Origin of the sequence: Terribacillus sp. DMT04 (assembly GCF_019056395.1) — a bacterium.
GTDB classification, from domain to species: Bacteria; Bacillota; Bacilli; order Bacillales; family Amphibacillaceae; genus Terribacillus; species Terribacillus aidingensis_A.
This window is the reverse complement of the sequence record NZ_CP077639.1, coordinates 931346-956144: the sequence shown is the minus strand read 5'-3', so window position 1 is coordinate 956144 and position 24799 is coordinate 931346. Positions and strand designations below refer to the sequence as shown.

Below are 24799 nucleotides of genomic sequence, written 5' to 3'. Positions count from 1 at the left end.
TGTAAGTTAATTCCATTATAGATTCAAAGCCAGGTGTACACCAGGGAGAATATAAAAGTAAATCTAATCTATCCTAGATCCGAAAACTTTCGTACGCTATTTTTATTTACAAGCTATGTAACAAAAAAATCCCGGCCATCAGCCGGGATTCTCTCATTTGTTCGCTTTTTCTTCTGCTCGTTTAATATCTTCTTCCGTTGGTGAGAGCGTGTTTGCGACCCACTCTTCCTTGTACGCGTGATCAAGTGCAGTCAAGCCTCTTTCTTCTCGCTCAAAATCTGCTTCCGGGCTCGGCTTCTTGTCTTCGCGTTCTTTATCTTGAAGATTTGATCCATTTACCTTGGGCTCATCTTTCTTCTTTTTTAAATAAGAAAAGGTACCTGCTGCTGCGGCTACTGCGACGGTTCCACCTGCAATTAATCCAATGTTTGATTTCTTCATTTGTTACTTCCCTCCACTCATTTGTGTGTTTCAGTAACGTGCTCTAAATTGTATATTCCTTGTTTGCGCTTCTTTTAAACTACTTTAAGCTTCTTGTTTTAACTCAAATTCTACTAAGTTCTCCCCAAGAACGCTCAGTGTAATATGGTTATCACTCATATTAATATAGCCGTATTTAGAACTCGAGGTGTCGGTAATACTTTGTCTTAGGTTGCCAGGTACTTTCCGTTCTCCATTTTTATAACATGTGTAAATATGATCTATGGTAACATCCGCTATATGCAGAACATTTTTCAAGTAATAAACTGCTACCGTGTTGAATTTGATATTTGAATTCACTTCATAGCGCTCCAGAAAATCACGGAATGGCTCTACTCCCGTCTTACCGAGTAAGTCTAAATCCTTCACCATGCTATAGGAGTCCTTGTTTCGGCGAATAGGACGCTTCTTAATTGGTTGAACGCGATTGGAGTCAACTACCGAAATATGCTGTACCGGCTCAGGCTCTGGTTCTTCCATAGTGGCAGCTTCATACGTTTGATCGCCAAGATAGCTTTTGACCATAATATCGAAAACCTTTCCTTGCAGATTCTCCGGGAACTTTTGAATCACTGTTGAAATACGTTCCATTTCCGCTACTAATTCTTCATAAGACGTCGTCATAATTCCCCTCCTATAGCCTTTTTTTATTTCTTTCTCGATGACAAACTGATTTTCCTGCATGTTTTTCAATTTTTCTATATTGAAAGATATCTTTAAATAACATTCCACAATCCTTTTCTTTTCACACTTCTTCAGATTACGCTGCTTCTATGTAGAAGAAAGAGCAGATTACTGCTCTCCTTCCCCTGCTTCCTCCGCTGCTTTTTGTTTGTCCCAAAGGCGAAAGAATGGATAATAGATACAAAACGACAATCCTAAAATAAGCAACTGTAAAATTGCCCCTGATATGCTGCCAGTTATTAAGTATCCCTGCAATATAGGCGGCATCGTCCAAGGGGGTACGATACCAATTGGCTTCGCGACAAGACCCCAGTCCATGGCGAGATACGTAATCAAAACAGATAGAAGCGGTGTAAAAATAAACGGTACAATTAAAAGCGGGTTCATAACAATGGGCATTCCGAATAATATCGGTTCATTAATATTGAAGATTCCTGGACCAATACTAAGTCTGCCCAGCTGTTTCATTTGCTGACTTTTTGCAAACAGAAGCATGGCAAGCACCAGACCGAGCGTTGTTCCCGAGCCGCCGATAAAAACAATATCATTAATCTCATTTGTCACAATATGCTGAACTGGTTCGCCAAGCTCAAATGACTTCGCATTCTCTGCTGTCAATGTCAGCCAAATCGGACCTGTGACAGCGCCGACAATTGTTGCCCCATGCAGCCCGGTACTCCAAAGCAACGTAATTAAAAGGAAGATAATCATTGTTCCAATAAGACTCGTTCCGACAGAAGTGAGCGGCTTTTGGAGCAGCATCGTAATAACATTATGAATGCTTCCAAAGGAGCCAACATTTTCTACCAACAGTCTTAGCAGCCAAACAGCCATGATGGCGAAGAATCCCGGTATCAGCGCAGTGAAGGAGCGAGCTACTGCCGGGGGTACACCGTCTGGCAGTTTAATGACGATATTTCGCTGTACTATAATCCGATAAATCTCTGTACACATTAATGCAATCAGCATCCCGACAAATAACCCTTTACTAGTAAACATCGCTGTTTGGTACGCCGTTTCTGTAATAGCTGCTCCTTCCGGGGTCTTGCCGATCACGTACGTAACAAACGGTGTACCGACAAAGTAAGCCGACAAAGAAACAGCACCCGCAGCCAGCGGATCAACTTTATAAGATTCGGCAAGCCGGTAACCAATACCAAAAACGGCAATCAGCGTCATCAATTCAAATGTACCGCGATATGGATACAGCAAACTTTCTTTCAGATGCGGCCTCTCTGCTAAGAAATCCATATAAGACTGAATAGGAAAGTTCGCAAGTATTAAAAAGAACGAGCCAATTATAATTAGCGGCATCGATAAAATAAGACCGTCACGTAATGCGTTCAAATGTCGCTGCTGCGCTACCTTTGCAGCGACAGGCATAACTTTTTCCTCTAAGAACTGGTTTACTTTGCTCATCATCGTACCCCCTTATCTGAATTACAGCAGTTTATGTAAACGCTTACAATTTGATGATGGATTATCCGCCCAAATAATAAGTACAAGCATATCTTTTGTTTTTCTATATAAATTGTGTAAAATTATATTGTGCACAATTTATATAGAAAGGGTGGCCATCCTTGTCAGTAGAAACTCTGCCATTGAATCAACAATTATGTTTCGCTTTGTATGCTTGTTCAAAGGAAGTAGCTAAAGCGTATCGCAACAAACTTGCTCCACAAGGCATTACGTATCCGCAATACCTTATTCTTTCAGCGCTTTGGGATCAAGATTATCGGTCTGTTACCGAACTAGGGCAAGAACTGCAGCTTGACTCTGGAACTCTGACTCCTATGCTTAAGCGACTTGAAGAAGCTGGTTGGGTATTGCGAAATCGACACAAACCTGATGAACGCCGCGTTTATGTAGAACTTACGGAAAAAGGTAAAGCATTGAAAGTTGACGCAGCCTGTTCTGTAGCTGATATTTGGAGCGAGCTTAACCTAGACAAAGATACTTACCATTTACTGCTAGAACAACTGCATGGAATCACAAAACAATTACAAAAAGGAGATATGTAAAATGAAACCTCTATATACAACTGCCGTTACTGCTACAGGAGGACGTGATGGCCACGTTGCTTCTGAAGATGGAATTTTGAAACTGGATGTTCGTACACCGAAGGAACTGGGAGGAGCAGGTGAAGCAGGAACTAACCCTGAACAGCTTTTCGCCGCGGGATATGCAGCATGCTTTGAAAGTGCTTTAGGCCTAGTTGCTAGACAAAAACGTGTAAAACCCGAACATACAGAAATCACTGCAAACGTAGCCATTGGCAAAGAAGAAGACGGCGGATTCGGATTGGAAGTTGAGCTTGTCATCACTCTCAAAGGTGTTTCAAAAGAACAAGCTGAAGAGCTTGTAGAACTTGCTCACCAAACTTGCCCTTATTCCCGCGCTACACGCGGTAACATAGACGTACAGCTGACCATTGCTTCCTAAACGGAACGTGGTGAGACAAAAAAATTAGCTAAATTGAAAAACCAAACGATAACGCAATACATCGGCGTCGTTTGGTTTTTTAATTATGCGCAGCGGCGGTTTGAGCATGAAGAGGCTGTCTTTATTTAAGTCCTTTTAATTTTTCTGTTAGATACTGCATGATTCCTGGTAAAACACGATCTTATGACAAAGTCAGGGCACAAGAAGTTCAGTACCTTAAGTATTTGCCATTTTATTCAGCTCTTTTTCTTCTGCTTCATTAAGTTTTTTCTCCACCTTATCTCCAGCTCAAATGCGGACCTGTTTTTCTTTAATTTAATTGACGACTTGTAACTTCTTAGCAATTTGAAATTTATATTCAACACTAGCACCAAAATTCAACATGCCTGTAGTAAACATAAACAACAAGAAAAGACGCTCCCTCTGGAACGTCTTTTCTTTTACTCAATTTGATTTTTCTTTTTCTTTGTTATGAAGAAGCGCTTCTCCTTCTACATCGATATTCGGCAAAATCTTATCCAGCCATTTCGGCATATACCAAGCTGCTTTACCCATTAAGGACATAATAGCTGGTACAATCGTCAAGCGAACGACAAAGGCATCAAACAGCACACCAAATGTAAGTGCCATACCGATCGACTTTATCATAGCGTCAGGAGTGACCATGAATCCGACAAATACGGATATCATAATTAATCCTGCAGCAACGACTACCTTCCCGCTATCCCGCATACCTGCGAGAATCGCTTCTTTAGGATCATGTGTTTTCGAGTACACTTCTCTCATACGACTAACAAGGAATACTTCATAGTCCATCGCTAAACCGAAAAGAATACCAATTGCAATAATCGGCAAGAATGCCAAGATTGGACTTTCGCCTGGGAATCCAAACAAATTGATTAAATTTCCATCTTGAATAACAAATGTCACAAATCCTAATGTAGCTCCGATAGAAAGCAAGAATCCTAGAACAGCCTTTAGCGGCAGCAGAATAGAGCGGAATACAAGAACTAGCAGTACATACGCTAGTCCGACTATAAGCAATGCAAAGATAGGCAGTGCATCGTTCAGTTTCTGCGCTATATCAATGTTAACAGCGGCAGTACCGGTAACAAGAAATTCAATATCTTCATCAGACATGTCTCTAATTTCGTTTACTATATCTTTTGTTTCTTGATCATTTGGTCCTGTTTCAGGTGTTACATTAATAATAAACACATCGCCTGTTTCATTCGGCATTGGCGGTGTAACACTTTTAACATTGTCCAGCTCACTGACATCTTGATTGAACGCTTGTAAATCTTGCTGTACTTGTTCAGCACTCTCAGCTGCTTCGTTCTTTGCTGCAACGATTAACGATGCATGATAGCCTTTCCCGTAAGCCTCTGCCAGTATATCGTATGCTTGTCGTTCTGTTGTATCTTCTTGTTTTGCTACTCCATCATCTGGGAGACCTAATTCCATGTGTGTAAACGGAATCGTAATGACTAGCAATATAGCTACAGCAAGAATTGTAACCAGCCATGGGCGTCTTGTAACAAACTTACCCCACACATTTTTACTCGTTTTCCCTTCTTTATATCCTGTGATTTTCTTTAAAAATGAATTGCCCTGCGCAGGAGCTATTCTGGAACCAAGCATTCCCAGTACGGCCGGCAAAACAATAATCGATACTAAAACTGCTAGTAAAATACTGATAGAAGCCGCAATTCCCATCACCGTTAAGAACGGGATACCGGTAACTGCCAGTCCTAATAAACCAATAATAACTGTGATACCTGCGAATACAACCGCACTTCCGGATGTACCAGTTGCGATAGCCACAGATTCTTTAACAGTATGTCCTTCTGCCAGCTGTTGTCTGAAGCGATTCATAATGAATAAAGCATAATCAATACCAACTGCTATCCCTAACATCGCCGCCAAAGATAAGGATACATTCTGAATATCAAAGAAATTAGATCCAATCACGATAGTCAGCAAACTGATTCCTAATCCAATCAGGGCAGATAGAATTGGCATACCTGCAGCCAAGAAGGACGTGAATGTGACTGCCAATACAAGGAAAGCAACCACAATCCCTACAACTTCACCGGCTCCGAGATGTGTACCTGAAAACTCTACATCCCCAGTCAGCTCCGTCTGAATGCCTGCGTCTCTTGTTTGTTCCACTTTATCGGTAATATTATCGATAGAATCTTGTGTTACTTCCTCTGCTTTGTTCTCAAATGTTACTGTACCATAGCCAATTGTTTTATCTTCTGTTAAATTTTGAAGCTGAGCCGGTGTTGCAACAGATACAACGTCAGTATCATCTTCTTTAATGCTATTCAGCATATCTGTAATAGCTGTGTTCGCCTCTTCTGAATCAAGGGTTTCGCCATCCTGCGCTTTGAACACAACTTGCACTTGTGCTCCTGCTTCTGCATTTGGGAAGGCATCCCGCAGCACATCATTAGCTTCTTCAGCAGGTGTGTTCGGTATAGACAAATCTTCATTAAATGCAGTGCCCATCTTTGCTGTTACAAGTCCTAATACAACAAGTAAAGCTAAAGCACCAAACACAATTGTTTTGCGGTGATTTACTGCCCATTCTCCTAATTTATATAAAAGCTTTGCGATTTCAATCTCCTCCAGTTGTAGTTGTTTGAAGTACAGTTACGTTTCCGTATGCAAACGCTGCTGCTTCTCACAGCTAAATTGACACATGTTATGCGTTCCATTACACTTACCCGTAAATAAAATTAACGTTTGTACTTACATTTGTAAGTATACTATCGTGTTAAGATTCTTCAATCATCTTGTGATAAATTGAGCATAAAACGAACAAACAGACGGGAAGTGTTAGCTTTTGAGAAAATCCAGACAAGATAGTTTGTATTCACAGCAATATATTATGGAGGCACTCAGTCAATTACTGGAAGAAAATGATTTAGAGGATATTACTATCACTGATATTTGCAAGAAAGCAGGTGTAGCACGCGTTACTTTTTACAAGTACTATCACTCTATTTACGATGTTATGAACGCCAATGTTGAAGTTACCGTAAAAAGCCTCATTGAGAGACATGTAATACCAACTCCTTATAAAGATATCCGCGATGTGATTACGAATATGATGGAAGAATTGGCTGCCAATCCAACCGCATTGAAACGCCAAATAGATACAAATATGTCTGGCATACTGCTGGATTACTTTATTTATGCCATCGACAAACTAGCCCAATCAGATGCATTCTTCAACAAAGATATGGATCGAGCCAGTGTATTGTTCGTCGCAGGCGGGATGTTCAGCGTTATTACAGATTGGTTTAAACATGATTTAAAAGAATCTCCGCAATCTATCGCTGCCAATATTACTGCTGTTCTGCCTGGTTCGGTGCTGAAAAAGGAATGAATGAAGAAGCAAAAAAAATCGAGAATGATTTTACCATTCTCGATCTTTTCAACGGCTTATCACAACATATTGCCGATCATACCACTGGAATTTTTGCGCTAAACTTTCTATGCGATTATCCTCCTTGAAAAAGCGCTCCGCTTCTGCAGAAATAAACCTGCCTTCTTCCAATAGGATTTCCGTATCATAGGATTCATTTCTTGGCTTCTCTTCTTCTCCATCCAAGCACGTATACAATTTCAGCTTATCGCCAAAATCCAAATTCTCTTCTATAAACCGAAACAGAATCTTATAAGCAAGCCTATCATCCGGGCAATCTAGTTCGTAAATAAACTTATTCTCAACGTGCGGGATGTACATCTCTTTTTGCCGTTTAATCGCAATACCTACTGCATCTTCTCTTGTCTTGCAGATGAGCCAGTATTTCTTCTTGTTTATCTCCTGCATTTGCGCGAAATAAATTTTCTTTAGTCTTTAGCATCTCATCATTTACCTCTTCACTGGGCAGCCAGATTTCGTTTCTTCCATAACTTCCTTGCTTCAATCTTTTGTTAACTGCAAGATAGTGTTTTTCTGTCACTTGTACATCCGCCCCTTTTCACATCTCACATCATATACAAAAACCGTGCTATACTAGTTCCACTATAACAAGCTATAACACATGGGAGATAGATTAGATGATTACAATTAATAAAAACGAAGCTATTCCCCTCTCGAAGCAAATCTATATGTCCTTCGTAGATAAAATTCGCTCTGGCTTATTGCCAAGCGGATCAAAGCTGCCAACCGTTCGGCAGCTGGCAAAAGATATTGAGGTAAGCCTTGTTACGATAATGAAAGCTTATAAACAGTTAGAGGAAGACGGCTTTATTGAATTGAGCAAAGGAAGAGGCACATATGTAAAAACGCAGCTTCAGCCAGAGACAAGCAGTACGGGACAGAATTTTGACTGGCAATTAAGCATCCCCGATTATTTGCATCGTTCCCAATATGCGCGATTTCAAGATTCTGATGCGAGTTACCATTTCTCTTCCTCTATAATTGATCCAGCTTTGTTCCCGAACCAATATATGGATCAATTAATTGAACAAGTTTTCAAGCAAAACCCACGAATTCTTTCCCAATATGGCGGTATTCAGGGCGACCTTGTCCTACGAGAAAAAATGGTTCAAAATCTAATGAAATCTAAGATTGAGACGTCGCCAGAGAATCTGCTGATTACGAGCGGGTCTCAGCAGGGAATTGACCTAGTCGCTCGTACTTTCGTCGGTCCTGGCGATGTGGTTATTATGGAGGCCCCTACTTACCCAGGTGCTATTGATGTCTTTCGCAGCCGTGGTGCTACTATCTTGACAGTTCCTATTGATGAAAATGGCATGCGTGTCGACATGCTCCACGCTTTATGCGAAAAACATAACCCGAAGCTTATTTACACGACACCGACCTTCCATAATCCTACGGGCACAATCATGCCCCTTCAGCGGAGGAAAGTACTGTTAGATATCGCTGAAAGCCATCATTGCTTAATTATGGAGGATGACCCTTTTAGTGATATTTATTTCGACAGAAAACCGCCCTTACCTATAAAATCTTTGGATAAGTCCGGACATATTATCTATTTAAAAGGCTTGAGCAAGACAATCGCACCAGGATGCCGAATCGGTTTGTTAGCAGCTTCTGGTTCTATCTTTAAACGCTTATATGCCGCCAAGGCCAACATGGACCTTGGCAGCCCGCTGCTTACACAAAAGGTAATCGTCCCGCTTGTAGATTCTGCAAAGATGGAACAGCATCTTAAGCGGCTGCGAGCTGCCTTGAAAAGCAGACGCGATGTTGTATTGGCCGTTCTAAAAGAGCATGCACCCAGTGGCGTGACATGCTTTATCCCAAAAGGCGGCCTGAATGTATGGATCCAGCTGCCCGCTTGGATTGACAGTAATGTTCTATTATACGAAGCGAATAAGCGTCATGTTTCTTTCCTGACCGGCTCTGCTTGTTTTGCAATTGAAAATGAACACAGCACGCTACGGCTAAGCTATTCCTACGCGAATGAGAAATTGCTGCAAGATGGTGTTATGATTCTTTGTGAGATTATGCGGGCGATGCAGCCAGCAAGCACCTCTTCGCCTACATTCTAATAAGTTCAAAGCTATCCCTAAACAGATAGCTTTAAATCCAAAAATAAAGCAAATTACTGCCTTGTGAAGATTTTTTATAACGTTGTTAAATTCAGTCCCTCAGCTCTTCGCTATGAAATTAGTCAGTTAACTTAAAATAGGGAGCAGATAAATTTAAGCAGAACCTTTCGATTAAATACATACAAAAGAGGAGTCAGTCCAACACGACTGACTCCTCTTCTAATTTCTTCATTCATCTTAACGCTTCAATATACTCTTATAATGAGAAAACGTATCAAAGCTTGCTTTTCCGTGATATGCTCCCATTCCGCTTGCTCCGACTCCGCCGAATGGCAAGTAATGAGATGTCATATGGCTGAGCGTATCATTTATTGCGCCGCCGCCGAATGAAATGTTAGCTAGGATTTCATCTTGTAACGCCTCATCTTCTGTAAATAAGTAAAGCGCAAGCGGTTTTGGCCGCTCTGTTATACGGTTGATGATATCGGATGTATCGCTGTATTCTATCACTGGCAAAATAGGTCCGAAAATTTCATCCTGCATAATCGGGTCCTCCCAAGAAATAGCATCCAAAATGGTTGGTTCGATGATTAGTTGATCGCGATTGCTTTGTCCGCCTGTCACCACTGTTCCATTGTCCAAGAAGCCTTTGAGACGGTCAAAATGTCTGGCACTTACAATGTGACCAAAGTTAGGGTTTTCTACAATGTTTTCGCCGTACATGCTTGCGATAGCAGCTTTCAATTTAGCTAACAACGTATCTTTTACACTACTGTGGACTAATAGATAGTCTGGTGCAACACATGTTTGACCAGCATTAGCAAATTTACCACGCGCAATACGGAGCGCTGCTTCATCCAAGTTCGCATCGTTATAGACAATCGTCGGACTCTTTCCGCCAAGTTCAAGTGTTACTGGTGTTAAATGCTTGGCTGCTGCTTCTGCCACAATCTTACCGACACCTGTGCTGCCTGTGAAAAAGATATAATCAAAGTCTTCTTTTAACAGCGCCGTGCTCGTCTCCACTTCTCCCTCTACAACATGCAGATATTCTTCTGGGAAATGGTCATTAATAAGACCAGACAGAACGGCTGATGTTTTTGGTGTTAGTTCAGATGGCTTTAACACCGCTGTATTTCCGCCCGCAATCGCGCCTACTAATGGTGATACGGCTAGCTGGAATGGGTAATTCCATGGCGCAATGACGAGTGCACTGCCATAGGGTTCCGGCTGGATAAAGCTTTTTGCACCCGCATGTGATTCGGCTGTTGGAACCTCTTTCGTTTCTGCCCAAGATTCTATGTTATCCAGCGTGAAGTTGATTTCACTTATTACTAAACCAACCTCTGCGCGCTTTGCCTCCATCTCGGACTTGTTCAAATCTTCTTTTACAGCATCCAAAATAGCTTGTTCATGTGCTTGAATAAGATCTTTCAACGCTTGTAACGATTTTATCCGAAATTGTACATCCTTCGTTCTGCCGCTTCTGAAGAAAATACGCTGTTTATTTAAAAGCTCTTGATAGTTCTCCATGGTAAGTCTCCTCTGCAAATTAGGTACATCTAGTAAAACTAGCAAATCTTGCAATATATAATTAATTGATAGCTCAATGATTAGCCGAGGAAAAATATATTACACTGGATAACATATTGCAAGAGATACGAATCGCAGGGTAAACAAAAGAAGAAGATCCCTGGAGATCTTCTTCTTAACGATGCGCTACTTTCCCAGCCGCCTCTTCTACCATTCTTAAAAAATAGCTCATTAATCTCGTATCTTCCGTCAGCTCAGGATGGAAGGCTGTTGCTAAATAATGACGATCTCTCGCCGCTACAATGCGTCCTGTATTCTCACTTAATATCTCGACGCCATCTCCCGCTTCAAGAATATAAGGAGCCCGAATGAATACTGCTGGAAAGTCCTCCCCCACATCTTTAATGGCGAGGTCTGCTTCAAAGCTGTCCACCTGTCGTCCGAAAGCATTTCGCTCGACCGTCACATCCATCAAACCAAGATGACTGGATGCTTGATTATGAATCTGTTTTGCCAACAAGATCATCCCGGCACAAGTCCCGAAGATTGGCTTACCTGATTCTCCAAAAGCGCGTAACGGCTCCAAGAAGTCGTACCGATCAATCAGTCTGCGCATCGCAGTACTTTCACCGCCAGGCAAAATTAATCCATCCAAATCAGCTAGCTGTTCCACATGTTTCACTAGAACCGCTTCGGCACCAACAGCTTCTACTGTTCGCGCATGCTCCGCTACTGCACCTTGAAGTGCTAAAACACCGATTTTCATGATTTGATCTCCTTCCCTTACCAGCCGCGCTCCTGCATTCTGTTTTCAGGAGATAAACTAGCAATATCAATACCTTTCATCGGTGTGCCAAGTCCTTTGGAAAGTTCAGCAATCAGCTTATAGTCCTGGTAATGTGTTGTTGCTTCTACAATTGCTTTAGCGAATTTCGCTGGGTTATCAGATTTAAAAATACCAGATCCGACAAAGACACCATCTGCTCCAAGCTGCATCATCAAAGCCGCATCAGCAGGCGTTGCAACACCGCCAGCAGCAAAGTTTATAACAGGAAGTTTGCCAGCTTCACGGATTTGAAGCAATACTTCGTAAGGCGCTCCTATTTCTTTCGCAAATGTCATTACTTCATCCAAATCCATGGAAGTCAATTTGCGAACTTGCGACTGCACCATACGCATGTGCCGAACAGCTTCGACAATATTGCCTGTTCCTGGCTCCCCTTTTGTTCGCAGCATGGAAGCACCTTCTCCAATACGGCGTGCAGCTTCACCAAGGTCACGGCTTCCGCATACGAATGGTACTGTGAAATCACGCTTGTTCAAATGATATTGTTCATCTGCTGGGGTGAGTACTTCACTTTCATCTATGTAATCCACACCCATTGATTCCAATACGCGAGCTTCTACGATATGCCCGATACGAGCCTTTGCCATGACAGGAATAGATACAGCATTTACTACTTCTTCTACAATTGTCGGATCGGCCATCCGCGCAACACCACCAGCAGCACGAATATCAGAAGGAACACGCTCTAGCGCCATAACCGCTACTGCACCAGATTCCTCTGCAATTTTCGCTTGCTCAGCATTTACGACATCCATTATGACGCCACCTTTTTGCATCTCTGCCATACCTCGTTTGACTAAATCTGTACCTGTTTTTGCCATGTTGACTCCCCCTGCTCTTTTTCCGTTGTCGGAAAAGTTTGATAGGTACATTGTACATAGGTATGGGGTATAACACGCAAGAGAAGAGTATAACAATGTAACAAGGCATTTATAGACCAGCTATGTACTGTTTTTTCTAATAATCTGGTCCTTCCATTGCTTTTTTAGGGATTAGCTTTTCCCGATAGAAAAACACCTCCAGGTTTTATTTCGGATAACAATCCGTTTAAAAACTAAAGGTGTTTTTAGTTTAGAGGAAAACCCTTTGACTTTTGTTTTCACTAGAGCGTAAGAGAGAAGGAGTTCTAACTATCGCCGTATTAATTATGAAATCAAAAAGCCTGCCTATTACCCTGCCGCTTTCGTTTTCTTAAATGGCCGGTTTAATGACTAGTTCGCTTACATCAACGTTATCTGGCTGTTCAAGCGCATATATAATAGCGCGGGCAATCGCCGTCGCTGGCAGTGCAATACGCCGATATTCTTTCATAACTTCTCTTGCCTCGTTGTCTGTAATGCTTTCCGCTAGTTCTGATTCTGTTACACCTGGCGATACGAGCGTCACGCGGATGCCTTGCCCCGCAGTCTCTAGTCGTAATCCCTCTGATATGGCGCGCACGGCATATTTAGTCGCGCAATAAACAGCAGCTGTAGGACTCACTTCATAGGCGCCGATAGATGCTATGTTAATGAAATGCCCAAATCCTTGTTCTTTCATAACCGGAAGCCCTGCAGCAATGCCATGCAGTACTCCGCGAATATTGACATCTATCATTCGGTTCCATTCTTCAATCTTCAAAACTTCCAGCGGAGAGAGCGGCATCACACCAGCATTGTTGATAACAGCGTCCACTCGACCGAAACGACTTTGTGCTCTGTTAAGAAACTCCTGCATCTGTTCCAAATCTGTCACATCAAGCTGTTGAACTGCTACAATACCGCCTTCTGCCCGAATATCTGAAGCGAGTGCCTCTAGTCTCTCCACTCGTCTTGCCCCAATTACAAGATGAGCTCCTTGTCTTGCAAGAAGCCGTGCTGCCGTTTCACCAATCCCGCTGCTTGCCCCAGTAATCACAACCACTTTCCCACGAAGTAATGTCATCATTTCTTGCTCCCTTCCCTGTTTTCTTCCCGCTTGAGCACCATACCGGCATGGTATAGTACCCCGTCGATGAAGTCCCCGTCCGCAGTAAAACCTGTATCATCGACATATTCGATATGATCGCCTTTCATCGTATAACAGCCTTGATAGGCACTTTTGCGGTTACCGCGGGCTTCATCGTAACGTCCGTTTGGAAGTAACTCATGTCGAATATGACCGTCTGCCGTTACCCACATGCCGATATAAGGATGAGCATTTCTATGTTCATTTTTCATTACACTATCTCCTTTCACTGATCAAGAATGATACTTTAATAATAATAGAGCCGATAACCAGAAACATCCTCCCGCCACAAAGTTTTCTGACCACAATTTCATTATGAATTGTTCCGGATAATGAGGGGTATTCGAAAGCTACATGATGATTCCCTAATCCTCCAATAAAAAATATAATATGAAGAACCAGAGTAAAAAAACATTAAATGGTAATGGAGGAGTTGTTATTGCACAGAATGAAGGAACTAGTAGTGTCAATAGAGCGAAGTGCAACAGCGGATGGAACACATGACACATCTATACCTGGCTTACAGCTTGTTCGAGCTTCTCGAGTATCTGATCCTGTATACACTGTTTATGAACCTTCCCTATGTGTCGTGGCACAGGGCTCAAAGATGGTGATGCTAGGAGATGAAAGCTATACATACGATTCGGCCAGTTATTTGACTGCTTCTGTTCATCTGCCAATCACAGGGCAAGTAGTAAAGGCTTCACCGGAAAGTCCTTATTTAAGTGTAAGATTACAGCTTGATATGAATTTAGTTTTAGAAGTGCTTCAATCCTCAACTCAAATTACCCAAGACAAATCCCCAAGTCGTGGTCTAGTCATCAATCAGGTAGACAACTCGCTTATCGAAGCCGTGCTGCGGCTCATCAAGCTGCTAGAAACCCCGCAGGATATACCAGTACTTGGAACCAGTATTAAGCGAGAGATCATTTACCGTGTTCTGCAGCAAGATTACAATGATTCCATGAAGCATTTTGCGCTTGCAGGAAGTCACGGGCAGCGAATTGCGAAAGTACTTAAAATGCTGAACCGGGAATTCATACAGCCCCTAAAGGTAGACGAATTGGCGAAAGAGGCCAATATGAGCTCTTCCTCGTTTTATAGCCATTTTAAGGAAGTTACAGGCATGAGTCCCGTCCAGTACCAGAAACAACTCCGTCTTCAGGAAGCACGCCGATTGCTCTTAACAGAAAACCTGGAAGCAGCTGAGGCTGCGTTCCAGGTAGGGTATGAAAGTCCATCACATTTCAGCCGAGAATACAGCCGAAGGTTCGGTCTGTCCCCAATCAAAGACATACGGCGTCTGCGAGAATTGTTATAAGAAAAAGGCATTGCTGATAACCCTTATTCACGATGTAACTTAAACAAAATAAAAACAAAACGGCATTGTAATTTAAGCAGTACCGTTTGGTTTTTCTCTTACAGCAAATATAATAAAGTTTCTTTGATCCTACCTCACGTCATTCCGCTCTCGACTATGTCTCGTCTTTCATCACATCATACTCACTATTCTGCCGTACCAAAAACAGCAGCACTCCAATCAAAGCAATCGCCCCGCCTGCAAGCTGAAGCCAAGTCAATTTTTCACCTAACAGCCAAACTGCAAGAAGCGTGGCGCCCACAGGTTCACCTAGCACACTCATGGATATGGCAGTTGTATTAACATAGTTTAATAACAGATTGAAGATGACATGCGCTATTGTCGGGAAAATAGCCAATAAAATAAAGATTTTCCATTCATCAAAATTATAACCGCGAATTGGAATGCCTGCTGCAAGATTGTAGATATTCAGCCACATAGCTGCTGACAAGAAGACACAAAAGCTGTAGATCCAGTGCGATACTTTCTTTACATTATTTTGACCGATTAACAAATACCCAACAACAGCAATAACACTGCAGAAAGATAACAAATCTCCAATCAGAACGGTTGATGATTGTAAACCAAAGTCTCCCCACCCAACCATCACAACACCTATAATAGAAATACAAATAGTTAAAACAACTGTTTTTGACGCTCGCTCTTTATACAGAATAAATCCCCCAGCCATTGCAACAATCGGCTGGAGAGAAAGAATGATGGTAGAGCTCGCCACAGTTGTCAGTTTTAAAGAACTGAACCAAAGTGCAAAATGTGCCGCTAAACAAGCACCTGCCAAGACGAAAAACACGGCCTCTTTTCTACCAATTCTCTTAAATTCTTTCCTATTCACCCAAACAACCGGCAAAAGAAAAATGCAAGCCAAGTACATACGGTTCATACTGAGAATCGAAGCTGGCGCATCAGACCACTTCACGAAGATCGCCGCAAAAGATATAGCAATAATAGAAAGTATTAAAAGAATGGCAACCCGGTTCGACTGCATAACGACCCCTCCTCACTTGTGACTGGAATATTTGGTTTGTTAGTTAGCTTTATTCAGTTATACCAAACAACTCTATATTTAGGGATTACGTATGTACCAATAGTAAAGGAACATACCTACCAGGCATGTTCCTTTTGTTTTATTGCGCACAGCCGCCAAACTGACGCTGTCTGGCTTCTGGATTTACTTGTTCATCTGCGTGATAGGAGGAACGGACCATAGGGCCTGCTTCACAATGGCTGAAGCCTTTTTGCAATGCAATTGCTTTTAGTTCCGCGAATTCATCTGGATGATAGTATTTCTGAACTTTCAAGTGCTTGAAAGATGGCTGTAAGTATTGGCCAATTGTCATAATATCCACCCGATGTTCCCGCAAATCATCCATCGCTTGAATGATTTCTTCTTTTGTCTCACCTAAACCGAGCATGATGCTGGACTTGGTCGGCACATCAGGTGCAATTGTTTTTACACGATCAAGCAATTCAAGTGAACGATCATATGTGGCACGGTGGCGAACGGACGGCGTAAGTCGACGCACTGTTTCAATATTATGGTTAAAGATATCCGGCTTGCTGTCCATCAATGTTTTAATGCTTTCGTATGTCCCTTTCATATCAGATGGCAATACTTCCACTGTTGTATTTGGCATTTTACGGTGAATTGCACGTACCGTTTCTGCAAATACTGCGGATCCGCCATCTTCCAAATCATCACGTGCAACAGCTGTTACAACTGCATGACGCAATCCCATCTTGGCAACAGAATCAGCAACTCGCTCCGGCTCAGCCCAATCAAGCTCTGTTGGTTTGCCAGATGTGACGGCACAGAATCGACAGCCTCTTGTACAGATGGAACCTAGAATCATAAATGTTGCCGTTTTCCGCACAGACCAGCATTCATAAATATTCGGGCATTTGGCTTCTTCACATACTGTATGTAAATTCATTTCCCGCATCATTTTCTTTAGATCCATATAATCTTCGTTCGTATTGAAATCAATTTTCAGCCATTCCGGTTTGCGGAGCATGCCTTCCCGCCGCTCTGCCATTGTTTTTTTTACCATTTCCGTTCCTCCTTAACGTGCATATAAGTATTCGTGATTCTGGTATTTTTCCTTCGCTAGCTGTTCAATTACTTCTAGTTGATCTGCTGATAACTCCAATCTTTCAAACGTTACACCCAGCCCTTTTTGAAAACCGTCTAAGAACGCAGCGCGTATATCTTCAATGGTCGTTTCGGGCGGAATAAATTCCTGCAAACTGGCTGCCTTTTTGGCGAAACTTTTGTACGTACGTTCTTTCACTCGTTCATTCGGATAGATAAATAATTCCAATAAATCCTCCAGATCAAGCCAAATTGGAATTGATCCATGCTGGAGAATGACACCTCTCTGCCGTGTCTGCGCACTGCCGGCCGTTTTTCTTCCATCGACATTGATTTCATACCAAGAAGCTTCCTCAAAACAATTCGCTGTACCTTTTGGCTTGGAATCAACCGGTATAGCAAAATCTGCTCTGATACCAAGATTTGCAAATCCAAGCAGCAGTCCTTCTGATAATACCTTGTATGCTTCTTTAATAGTCGATGGCATACCAGGATAGTCTTCTGAAACTATCATGCTATACGTTAGTTCGTTATGGTGCAGAACAGCCTGTCCGCCAGTTGGACGACGCACCAATTCAAATCCTCGCCTTTGAATTTCGTCCAAATCGAACCTCTTATTCGTCTTTTGAAAATAGCCAATCGAAAAACCACCAGGCTTCCACCCATAAAAACGCAATACCGGGGCGATCTGTCCCTCTCGGTGCCATTGCATCAGCATGTCATCAGCTGCCATGTTAAAGGCAGGGGAATGATCACCGTCGTCCCAGAAAATCCAATTCTGCACATTGTCACCTTCTTAGTTTAAAAAGTTTAAATAATCTCAACATTTTCCATTTTAGCTCCCGTTAAGTGCAAATCGCAACCGCTTTCTTAAAAACCGACTATTATACTAGGATAATTGTATCTTTTCTTCCATGGAAATTTCTAAGAGATTGCAAATGTTATAATATCTGTACTGGCATGGCTTCCTGCGCTTAACCTGTCACCTCGTGCACGAAAAAGACCGTCAATTAAAATTGACGGTCTTTTTGTCCTTACTTGTCTTCCCAAACAGTGTTCGCAACATCCACAATAAAGCGCAGCTTATCCCACTGCTGTTCTTCTGTTAGTTTATTGCCATGATGTGTGGAAGCAAAGCCACATTGCGGGCTAAGGCAAATTTGATCTAACGGCACATACTTTGCTGCCTCCTCGATACGTTTAATGACATATTCTTTATCTTCCAATTCACCAAACTTGGATGTTACGACTCCTATAACAACCCTTGCTCCACCTTCTGGAATGTAAGCAAGCGGTTCAAACGAGCCAGAACGCTCATCATCGTACTCTAAGAAGAAACCATCTACTTTTTCCTTTGCCAGCAAGTCTTTGGCAATAAGATCATAGCTGCCTCCAAACATGTAAGTAGAACGATAGTTTCCGCGGCACAGATGTGTTGTCACTGCCAAATCTTCTGGTTTGCCTTCCAGCACACCATTGATAACACGGCGCGCTAAATCAATTAGAAATTCCCTGGAATGGTCCCCACTTAGTTTTAAATCAGGTGAAGATAATCCCGCGATATATACATCATCCAGCTGTAAATAACGGACACCAGCATCATAGAATGCTTGAATTGCATCACGATAAGCTTGAATCACATCAGCAGCAAAATCCTCGATATCTGGATACACGCTGTGATCACGGATATCTTCATGGAATAGCTGATTCGGACTAGGAATGGTCTGCTTTGCAACTGCACGTCCGTCTACAATTTCGTGAAGGACTTTGTAATCTTCAATAAATGGATGATCTGGATTAAATGAGATCTTTCCCGTGTTTTTAATATTGTAGCGTTCCGTTTCTTCACCTTTAAATAGATATCCGGTGTCCGGAACATACCCTGTAATACCATTCAAATTTTCCAGAAAATCAGTATGCCAGAATCTTCTGCGGAATTCCCCGTCTGTCACAAGCTCCAGACCTACTTCAATTTGTTTGTCAACAATCCGCTTAATTTCTGTTGTTTCGATATCGCGAAGTTCTTTCTGGCTGATATCGCCATCTTTAAACTGCTGTCTCGCCTTGTGCAGGCTTTCCGGGCGCAGTAAGCTTCCTACGTGATCGGCTCTGAATGGTGCTGTTTTTGTTGTCGTTGTCATGTTCATCTCTCCCATTATGGTTTTATCGTCTCTGTTACTTGTGCTGCAGCAGCTAAGGCTTGCTGCAGGTCTTCCAGCAGATCGTCTGCATGTTCTAATCCGACGGACAAACGAAGCAGTCCATCTGTTATGCCTCGTTTTTTCCGCTCTGCTTCTGGCATCGCAGCATGCGACATGGAAGCTGGATACGATAGAATCGATTCTACTGCCCCAAGACTTACAGCAAAGATTGGAATTTGCAGCTGTTCTACAAATGCCTTTGCATGCTCTCTGCTCGGCAGAACAAAAGATAATACGGCACCATCTCCACTGGCTTGCCCTTTATGTATGTCATGCCCCTGATGGTTGGGCAAGCCAGGGTAATACACATTTTCCACAAGTGGATGCGCAAGCAGGAAACCAGCAACTCGCTCTGCTGTGCTTGATGATTGATGCAATCTTGCTCCTAGCGTTTTCATTCCTTGGAGCAGTAAATAGCTGTCCTGAGCACCGAGTATCGCTCCAAATGTGTTTTGAATAAACGCCAAGCGGGAGCCAAGTTCCTCATCCTTTGTAATTGTGAGACCGGCAATGATGTCACTGTGACCAGACAGAAACTTCGTGGCGCTATGAATCACCACATCTACTCCAAGTGACAAGGGCTGCTGATACAGCGGCGTCAAAAATGTATTGTCCAAAAATGTTAAGCAATCATGCTGTCTGGCCAGCTGAACAATGGCACGGATATCTGTCACTTTCAAGCAAGGATTTGAAGGTGTCTCCAGGTAGATTACTTTTGTATTTGGACGAATGGCTTCTCTCACAGCAGTCTGATCTGTCAAATCAACGAAAGAGTAACTAATTTGGAATTTAGGCAGAATTTCACTTACAAAACGGTATGTTCCCCCGTACACATCCTCTGTCACAATGACATGATCCCCTGCTGACAGCAGCATGAATGCAGAAGATATAGCGGCCATGCCAGATGAAAATGCCAGGGCGCGCGTGCCTCCTTCCAGCTCTGCCGCTTTTTGTTCCAATGCTTCGCGAGTCGGATTACCCGAGCGGCTGTAATCAAAAGGACCAAAGTCGTCAAAGCTCTCCTGATGAAAAGTAGAAGATAAATAGATTGGCACATTCACCGCACCTGTGCGCTGTTCTCTATGTGTTCCGCGGATACACGTTGTTTCTGTTTGTTGTTTATACATAAGATGACCTCCTAATCCAAATTAGCAAAAGCCTGCTGCAAATCAGCAATCAAATCTTCTGCCTCTTCAATTCCGACTGAGAAACGAAGCAGCCGATCACAAATACCTCTGGCTTCTCTTTCTTCAACGGGTATGTCTGCATGCGTCTGTGTGGTCGGGTAAGTAATAAAACTTTCTACCCCGCCAAGACTCTCGGCAAATGTAATGACGTTTAAGCTGCGAAGAAACGGATCGATCCAGCTGCTGTCCTGGACACGAAACGATAGCATCCCGCCTTTTCCTGCGTATAGGACATCCTTCACTTTTGGCTCTTCTTCGAGATAAGCAGCAATCCGCGCTGCATTGGATTGATGCTGCCGCATTCTTAGCGGCAATGTTTTCAACCCTCGAATGAGCAGCCAGGCATCCAGCGGTGATAGTACGGCACCTGCACCATTATGGAGCACCGCCAAACGATCGGATATCTCTATGCCTTTGCTGACAACCAATCCGGCGAGCACATCATTATGACCGCCAATGTACTTCGTTGCACTATGAATAACAATGTCTGCTCCATCTTTAATTGGCTGCTGCAAAAATGGGGTTAAAAATGTATTGTCGACAATCAGCAGCAAATTATGATTCTTTGCTAATTCGCTGTAAGCCGCAATTGAAAACTCCTGCATAAGTGGATTTGTAGGTGTTTCAAGGAAAATGGCTTTTGTATTTGCTGTAATTGCAGCTGCAGTCTCTTCCACCGTCCGAAATGGGGAGTAGATCGGCTTTATGTCGTATGCTTCTTCATAGAAATCAAACAGCCGGTATGTGCCGCCATATATATCTTCTGGTACAAGAAGTTCATCGCCGCTGCGAAATAAAGATAAAACCAATTGAATGGCTGCCATCCCTGAACTGCATGCAAAGGCGCGATCACCTTTCTCCAGCTCAGCAAACCCTTCTTCAAGTACCGTTCTAGTTGGATTCTTCGTACGTGTATAGTCATAACCTGTTGATTCGCCAATTCCCGGATGCGCATAAGCAGTTGATAGATACAAAGGCGGATTTACTGCTCCTGTTGTACGATCACTGCGATTTCCTAATTGTACGAATGCTGTTTCCAAGTTGTTTTTCATCCTGCTTCTCACCCTTCTAATCAAAAAAAAGAACCTTCTCCCCAAAAAGGAAGAAGGTTCAGTAATTACCGAATCAGCTTCTTATCTTTAAGGCAGATACCTTTTGGATTTAGCACCGGGTCTTTTCGACTGGTTGCTGAGACATCACAGGGCCAATTCCCTCCGTCTCTCTTGATAAGAAATTATTTAATTTTTAATATTAAAGTTATTCTAACATACAAAAAATAGCAGTCAATATATTTTTTAGAACTTTTTTGCTAATTAAACTTTCTTTGTTGATATTTTTAGCATCAGCTGGCAATTTCGTAAGTATGTATAAAAAGAGGATTGACAATCTAGAGTTTTCCGTCTATTCTGTTTCTTACAACTGATATTTCTTATCAAGATTGGTGGAGGGAATGGCCCGTCGAAACCAAAGCAGCAGGCTGTTAACACCAGCACTGTGCTAATTCCAAGTGTGATACACACTGAAGATAAGAAGAGCGGAATTACGACATCATCCCTCCTCTTCTATCTGAAGAGGATTTTTTTTGCAAACAATCCCGATTAATTTGATTGGATATATCAAGATTTTTATAGGAGGTAGAGAATGGAAACAAATACAACAACACTAGCAGATGTACATAATGACTTAGAAACCAATTTTACAGAGGTTGTTGAATGGCGGCGACACCTGCACCAGCATCCGGAATTAAGTTTCCAAGAAACCGAGACTGCCAAGTTCATTGCTGACAAACTGCAAAGTTTCGGCTATGAAGATATCAAGACAAATGTTGGCGGGTATGGGATTGTTGCCACGCTCACAGGAAAAACAGAGGGGCCGACAATCGCCTTGCGAGCAGATTTTGATGCGTTGCCGATCGATGACGAAAAAGTTGTTCCTTATCGTTCTAAAACAAACGGTGTGATGCATGCTTGCGGACATGACGGTCATACGGCTGCACTTCTCGGAACCGCTAAAGCGCTTTTCAAACAAAAGGATAGTCTCAAGGGGAAAGTAGTATTTCTATTCCAGCCAGCCGAAGAGGTTCCGCCAGGCGGTGCAAAAGCGATGATTGAGGATGGCGCACTTGAAGGGGTCGACTATGTGTATGGCGCTCACCTCAACTCTGCTTCTCCGGTAGGAAAAGTAAATGTTGGCGAAGGCTTCAAGATGGCTGCTGTCGATAAATTTGCGATTACCATTCAAGGCAAAGGCGGTCATGGCGCAGCACCGCAAGAAACAGTTGACCCAATTGTTATTGGCAGTGATATTGTCAGCGCGCTGCAAAAAATCGTCAGCCGTCGCGTCAGCCCGTTGGAATCAGCCGTCGTAACACTTGGTGTTTTCCAGTCCGGTCAAGCGTTCAACGTCATTCCAGACACCGCAAGAATTGAGGGTACAGTCCGGACTTTTAATGCCGGTATCCGTCAGCAAGTACAAGAGCAAATTGAAGCAATTGTTGCTGGGATTACGAGTGGCTTTGGTGCAACGTATTCTATTGATTACTTGAACGGTTACCCTGCTCTTTACAACCACCCAGAAGAAACAGCTTTGCTCAAACAGCTATTTACGGAAGAGTTTGGTGAAGAACAGGTTATACCGTTTGAAACCGGCATGGGTGCAGAGGATTTTGCTTATTACTTACAAGAGAAGCCGGGCAGCTTCTTTAAAGTCGGCTCTCGCAACGAAGATACGAGCACGCATTACCCGCACCATCATCCGAAGTTTGACATCGATGAACGCGCCCTGCTCATGACAGAAAAAGCTTTTACAAAAATCGTATTCTCGGTATTAGGAAGCTAAGGAGGAATTAACTTGAAGAAACTCGCACTTATTTTATTTGGATTAATAGGAGCAATTGCACTAATCGGCTGCTCCAGCAATTCCAGCAGCAGTTCGGCCGGCGGCAGCGGAGAACCTGTCGAAGGCGGCGAATTAAATGTTGCGATGGGCTCAGAACCTGACACATTGGACTGGATGTATTCCGGTGAAAGTGCTACACGAAAGATCGGCTGGCATATCTATGAAGGATTATTCGCATTAGATAAAGATTATCAGGCCCGACCGTTACTAGCTGAAGATTATACAGTAAGTGATGACAAGAAAATCTACACGATCACCCTTCGTGATGGTCTCAAGTTCCACAACGGCCAAGATGTCACCGCTAATGACGCAAAAGCATCTCTTGATCGCTGGACAAAGGTATCTTCTGTCGGAAAAATTGCATCAAGCCATATCAGTTCTATTGAAGCAACAGACGATAAAACAATTGTTATTACACTAAATGACGTGTATACATCTTTACTGACAGACCTAGCTGCACCAAAAGCTTCTGCAATTGTCATCCCGGCTGAAATTGCCGAAGCAGCAGGTGAGCAGCCGCTGACAAATGAACAGTTTATTGGTACTGGACCATTCCAATTTGATTCTTGGAAAAGCGGGAATGAAATTGTTCTATCGAAGTTTGCAGATTACAAATCTCGTGATGAAGAAGATTGGGGCGGTTTGACAGGTGAAAAAACAGCTTACCTGGATACTATCCATTTCAAAGTGGTGAAAGATCCGCAAGTTATGCTCAACGGGTTGAAAACAAATTTGTATGATTATGTGCAATCCATTCCGCTAGATTTGTATGAAGTAGTCACTTCCACACCAAATGTAGAAGCTGTCACATCAAGTAATGGTTATTCCGTTATCACACCGGATAAATCAGAAGCGCCATTTGATGACTTGAAAGTCCGTCAAGCACTTCACGCCGCTTTAGATAAAGAAGCAATGGCGAAAGCAACTTACGGAAATGACGATTTTTATGAGCTGGACGGTGCCTTGTTCACGCCAGACCAAACAGCACTATATTCCGGTGAAAACATTGATGACTTTGCTGCCTTTGATCAAGATGAAGCGAAAAAACTGTTAGAAGAAAGCTCCTATGACGGACAGCCGGTGAAGATTATCTTCTCTAATGACAATGCAGATTATAAAAAGATTGCTGAGATTGCAGAGCAGCAGCTAGAAGCAGTTGGATTTACGGTAGAACTAGAATCTTATGAATGGGCAACCTACTTGGAAAAATGGGGCGATGCAAAGAATTGGGATATGGTTGTTGTTGGCTGGTCACCATTCTTCTCTCCAAACCAAGCTGGTATGGTAAGTCGTGAAAATAACAGCAGCGGCTGGTATCACAGTGATCGCTGGCAAGAACTTCTTGCACAGTGGGGAACTGCAGATGAAACAGAACAGCAGCAGATTTTAGCTGAACTTAACAAAACACTTTATGAAGAGCTTCCGTTTGAAAAAGTGACGAATATTTCCGCTTTGGATGCCCGCACGACAAAGTTACAGGGCTATGACGAGTGGTATGGACCTCGCTTCTGGAATACTTGGAAAACGAAGTAATGC

23 protein-coding genes and 2 riboswitches are annotated in these 24799 nt (G+C 42.7%); of the genes, 7 read left to right on the top strand and 16 right to left on the bottom strand.

What is annotated here, in order from left to right; genetic code table 11:
- Window positions 1–153: 153 nt before the first annotated feature.
- The 3 genes from KS242_RS05205 to celB all read right to left on the bottom strand — a co-directional run bounded on the left by KS242_RS05205 (window position 154) and on the right by celB (window position 2583).
- Window positions 154–441, bottom strand: a complete 288-nt coding sequence (locus tag KS242_RS05205; RefSeq protein ID WP_217323302.1) for a hypothetical protein — start codon at window positions 439–441, stop codon at window positions 154–156.
- An 84-nt stretch (window positions 442–525) separates the two neighbouring features.
- Window positions 526–1104 (bottom strand): hypothetical protein, encoded by a 579-nt coding sequence (locus KS242_RS05200; protein WP_217323301.1) that lies wholly within the window; start codon window positions 1102–1104, stop codon window positions 526–528.
- Window positions 1105–1272: 168 nt separating this feature from the next.
- Window positions 1273–2583, bottom strand: a complete 1311-nt coding sequence (gene celB / locus KS242_RS05195) for a PTS cellobiose transporter subunit IIC (protein ID WP_217323300.1) — start codon at window positions 2581–2583, stop codon at window positions 1273–1275.
- Window positions 2584–2744: 161 nt separating this feature from the next.
- On the opposite strand from celB, the gene KS242_RS05190 reads away from it, so the two are divergent.
- Both KS242_RS05190 and KS242_RS05185 read left to right on the top strand, forming a co-directional pair.
- The gene (locus KS242_RS05190; RefSeq protein WP_217323299.1) at window positions 2745–3185 is read left to right on the top strand and encodes a MarR family winged helix-turn-helix transcriptional regulator; all 441 of its coding nucleotides are present in this window, start codon (window positions 2745–2747) and stop codon (window positions 3183–3185) included.
- 1 nt (window position 3186) lies between these two features.
- Entirely contained in the window at window positions 3187–3606 is a 420-nt protein-coding gene (locus KS242_RS05185) for an organic hydroperoxide resistance protein (RefSeq protein WP_217323298.1), read from the top strand.
- 444 nt (window positions 3607–4050) lie between these two features.
- Here the strand turns inward: KS242_RS05185 and KS242_RS05180 are convergent, their stop codons facing one another.
- Complete coding sequence (locus tag KS242_RS05180; protein WP_217324073.1) at window positions 4051–6228, bottom strand: MMPL family transporter; 2178 nt, start codon at window positions 6226–6228, stop codon at window positions 4051–4053.
- Between the two features lie 229 nt (window positions 6229–6457).
- Between KS242_RS05180 and KS242_RS05175 the strand changes: the two genes are divergently transcribed.
- Window positions 6458–7003, top strand: a complete 546-nt coding sequence (locus tag KS242_RS05175; protein ID WP_217323297.1) for a TetR/AcrR family transcriptional regulator — start codon at window positions 6458–6460, stop codon at window positions 7001–7003.
- A 48-nt stretch (window positions 7004–7051) separates the two neighbouring features.
- Here the strand turns inward: KS242_RS05175 and KS242_RS05170 are convergent, their stop codons facing one another.
- Window positions 7052–7450, bottom strand: a complete 399-nt coding sequence (locus tag KS242_RS05170) for a hypothetical protein (RefSeq protein WP_217323296.1) — start codon at window positions 7448–7450, stop codon at window positions 7052–7054.
- Between the two features lie 230 nt (window positions 7451–7680).
- Between KS242_RS05170 and KS242_RS05165 the strand changes: the two genes are divergently transcribed.
- Entirely contained in the window at window positions 7681–9141 is a 1461-nt protein-coding gene (locus KS242_RS05165; protein ID WP_217323295.1) for a MocR-like pyridoxine biosynthesis transcription factor PdxR, read from the top strand.
- Window positions 9142–9378: 237 nt separating this feature from the next.
- Here the strand turns inward: KS242_RS05165 and KS242_RS05160 are convergent, their stop codons facing one another.
- The 5 genes from KS242_RS05160 to KS242_RS05140 all read right to left on the bottom strand — a co-directional run bounded on the left by KS242_RS05160 (window position 9379) and on the right by KS242_RS05140 (window position 13719).
- On the bottom strand, window positions 9379–10674 hold the full coding sequence (locus KS242_RS05160; RefSeq protein ID WP_217323294.1) for an aldehyde dehydrogenase: 1296 nt from the start codon (window positions 10672–10674) through the stop codon (window positions 9379–9381).
- A 175-nt stretch (window positions 10675–10849) separates the two neighbouring features.
- The gene (pdxT, locus tag KS242_RS05155; RefSeq protein WP_305852600.1) at window positions 10850–11440 is read right to left on the bottom strand and encodes a pyridoxal 5'-phosphate synthase glutaminase subunit PdxT; all 591 of its coding nucleotides are present in this window, start codon (window positions 11438–11440) and stop codon (window positions 10850–10852) included.
- Window positions 11441–11457: 17 nt separating this feature from the next.
- Window positions 11458–12342, bottom strand: coding sequence for a pyridoxal 5'-phosphate synthase lyase subunit PdxS (pdxS, locus tag KS242_RS05150; protein WP_217323293.1), 885 nt, complete (start codon window positions 12340–12342; stop codon window positions 11458–11460).
- A gap of 370 nt (window positions 12343–12712) precedes the next feature.
- Window positions 12713–13444 carry an SDR family oxidoreductase gene (locus KS242_RS05145; RefSeq protein WP_217323292.1) on the bottom strand — a complete coding sequence of 244 codons (732 nt, stop codon included), beginning with the start codon at window positions 13442–13444 and terminating at the stop codon, window positions 12713–12715.
- Window positions 13444–13719, bottom strand: a complete 276-nt coding sequence (locus KS242_RS05140; RefSeq protein ID WP_217323291.1) for an Atu4866 domain-containing protein — start codon at window positions 13717–13719, stop codon at window positions 13444–13446. The genes KS242_RS05145 and KS242_RS05140 overlap by 1 nt, the downstream gene beginning before the upstream one ends.
- A gap of 236 nt (window positions 13720–13955) precedes the next feature.
- Between KS242_RS05140 and KS242_RS05135 the strand changes: the two genes are divergently transcribed.
- On the top strand, window positions 13956–14828 hold the full coding sequence (locus KS242_RS05135; RefSeq protein ID WP_254391857.1) for an AraC family transcriptional regulator: 873 nt from the start codon (window positions 13956–13958) through the stop codon (window positions 14826–14828).
- A gap of 154 nt (window positions 14829–14982) precedes the next feature.
- Here the strand turns inward: KS242_RS05135 and KS242_RS05130 are convergent, their stop codons facing one another.
- From KS242_RS05130 to KS242_RS05105, 6 genes are all read right to left on the bottom strand, one after another.
- Entirely contained in the window at window positions 14983–15873 is an 891-nt protein-coding gene (locus KS242_RS05130; RefSeq protein ID WP_217323289.1) for a DMT family transporter, read from the bottom strand.
- Window positions 15874–16012: 139 nt separating this feature from the next.
- Window positions 16013–16936 (bottom strand): lipoyl synthase, encoded by a 924-nt coding sequence (gene lipA, locus KS242_RS05125; RefSeq protein ID WP_256444529.1) that lies wholly within the window; start codon window positions 16934–16936, stop codon window positions 16013–16015.
- Between the two features lie 12 nt (window positions 16937–16948).
- Window positions 16949–17710 carry a lipoate--protein ligase family protein gene (locus tag KS242_RS05120; RefSeq protein ID WP_217324070.1) on the bottom strand — a complete coding sequence of 254 codons (762 nt, stop codon included), beginning with the start codon at window positions 17708–17710 and terminating at the stop codon, window positions 16949–16951.
- Window positions 17711–18011: 301 nt separating this feature from the next.
- The gene (locus KS242_RS05115; RefSeq protein WP_217323288.1) at window positions 18012–19118 is read right to left on the bottom strand and encodes a 5-methyltetrahydropteroyltriglutamate--homocysteine S-methyltransferase; all 1107 of its coding nucleotides are present in this window, start codon (window positions 19116–19118) and stop codon (window positions 18012–18014) included.
- A gap of 14 nt (window positions 19119–19132) precedes the next feature.
- Window positions 19133–20305, bottom strand: coding sequence for an aminotransferase class I/II-fold pyridoxal phosphate-dependent enzyme (locus tag KS242_RS05110; protein ID WP_217323287.1), 1173 nt, complete (start codon window positions 20303–20305; stop codon window positions 19133–19135).
- 11 nt (window positions 20306–20316) lie between these two features.
- Window positions 20317–21417 (bottom strand): methionine biosynthesis PLP-dependent protein, encoded by a 1101-nt coding sequence (locus KS242_RS05105; RefSeq protein WP_217323286.1) that lies wholly within the window; start codon window positions 21415–21417, stop codon window positions 20317–20319.
- 78 nt (window positions 21418–21495) lie between these two features.
- Window positions 21496–21598: riboswitch (SAM riboswitch) on the bottom strand.
- 193 nt (window positions 21599–21791) lie between these two features.
- Window positions 21792–21897, top strand: a riboswitch (SAM riboswitch).
- Window positions 21898–22006: 109 nt separating this feature from the next.
- Between KS242_RS05105 and KS242_RS05100 the strand changes: the two genes are divergently transcribed.
- Together KS242_RS05100 and KS242_RS05095 are read left to right on the top strand one after the other, a co-directional pair.
- Window positions 22007–23203: a M20 metallopeptidase family protein gene (locus KS242_RS05100; protein ID WP_217323285.1), complete on the top strand. Its 1197-nt coding sequence runs from the start codon at window positions 22007–22009 to the stop codon at window positions 23201–23203.
- A 12-nt stretch (window positions 23204–23215) separates the two neighbouring features.
- On the top strand, window positions 23216–24796 hold the full coding sequence (locus KS242_RS05095) for an ABC transporter substrate-binding protein (RefSeq protein WP_217323284.1): 1581 nt from the start codon (window positions 23216–23218) through the stop codon (window positions 24794–24796).
- Window positions 24797–24799: the final 3 nt, after the last annotated feature.

Coding starts and splice junctions, on each gene's coding strand:
- KS242_RS05130 (WP_217323289.1), bottom strand. CDS start 15,873: ATGCAGTCGAACCGGGTTGCCATTCTTTTAATACTTTCTATTATTGCT.
- KS242_RS05105 (WP_217323286.1), bottom strand. CDS start 21,417: ATGAAAAACAACTTGGAAACAGCATTCGTACAATTAGGAAATCGCAGT.
- KS242_RS05145 (WP_217323292.1), bottom strand. CDS start 13,444: ATGACATTACTTCGTGGGAAAGTGGTTGTGATTACTGGGGCAAGCAGC.
- KS242_RS05200 (WP_217323301.1), bottom strand. CDS start 1,104: ATGACGACGTCTTATGAAGAATTAGTAGCGGAAATGGAACGTATTTCA.
- lipA (WP_256444529.1), bottom strand. CDS start 16,936: ATGGTAAAAAAAACAATGGCAGAGCGGCGGGAAGGCATGCTCCGCAAA.
- KS242_RS05165 (WP_217323295.1), top strand. CDS start 7,681: ATGATTACAATTAATAAAAACGAAGCTATTCCCCTCTCGAAGCAAATC.
- KS242_RS05135 (WP_254391857.1), top strand. CDS start 13,956: ATGAAGGAACTAGTAGTGTCAATAGAGCGAAGTGCAACAGCGGATGGA.
- KS242_RS05170 (WP_217323296.1), bottom strand. CDS start 7,450: ATGCAGGAGATAAACAAGAAGAAATACTGGCTCATCTGCAAGACAAGA.
- KS242_RS05205 (WP_217323302.1), bottom strand. CDS start 441: ATGAAGAAATCAAACATTGGATTAATTGCAGGTGGAACCGTCGCAGTA.
- pdxS (WP_217323293.1), bottom strand. CDS start 12,342: ATGGCAAAAACAGGTACAGATTTAGTCAAACGAGGTATGGCAGAGATG.
- KS242_RS05100 (WP_217323285.1), top strand. CDS start 22,007: ATGGAAACAAATACAACAACACTAGCAGATGTACATAATGACTTAGAA.
- KS242_RS05140 (WP_217323291.1), bottom strand. CDS start 13,719: ATGAAAAATGAACATAGAAATGCTCATCCTTATATCGGCATGTGGGTA.
- KS242_RS05115 (WP_217323288.1), bottom strand. CDS start 19,118: ATGACAACGACAACAAAAACAGCACCATTCAGAGCCGATCACGTAGGA.
- KS242_RS05160 (WP_217323294.1), bottom strand. CDS start 10,674: ATGGAGAACTATCAAGAGCTTTTAAATAAACAGCGTATTTTCTTCAGA.
- KS242_RS05120 (WP_217324070.1), bottom strand. CDS start 17,710: ATGGCAGCTGATGACATGCTGATGCAATGGCACCGAGAGGGACAGATC.
- celB (WP_217323300.1), bottom strand. CDS start 2,583: ATGAGCAAAGTAAACCAGTTCTTAGAGGAAAAAGTTATGCCTGTCGCT.
- KS242_RS05185 (WP_217323298.1), top strand. CDS start 3,187: ATGAAACCTCTATATACAACTGCCGTTACTGCTACAGGAGGACGTGAT.
- pdxT (WP_305852600.1), bottom strand. CDS start 11,440: ATGAAAATCGGTGTTTTAGCACTTCAAGGTGCAGTAGCGGAGCATGCG.
- KS242_RS05110 (WP_217323287.1), bottom strand. CDS start 20,305: ATGTATAAACAACAAACAGAAACAACGTGTATCCGCGGAACACATAGA.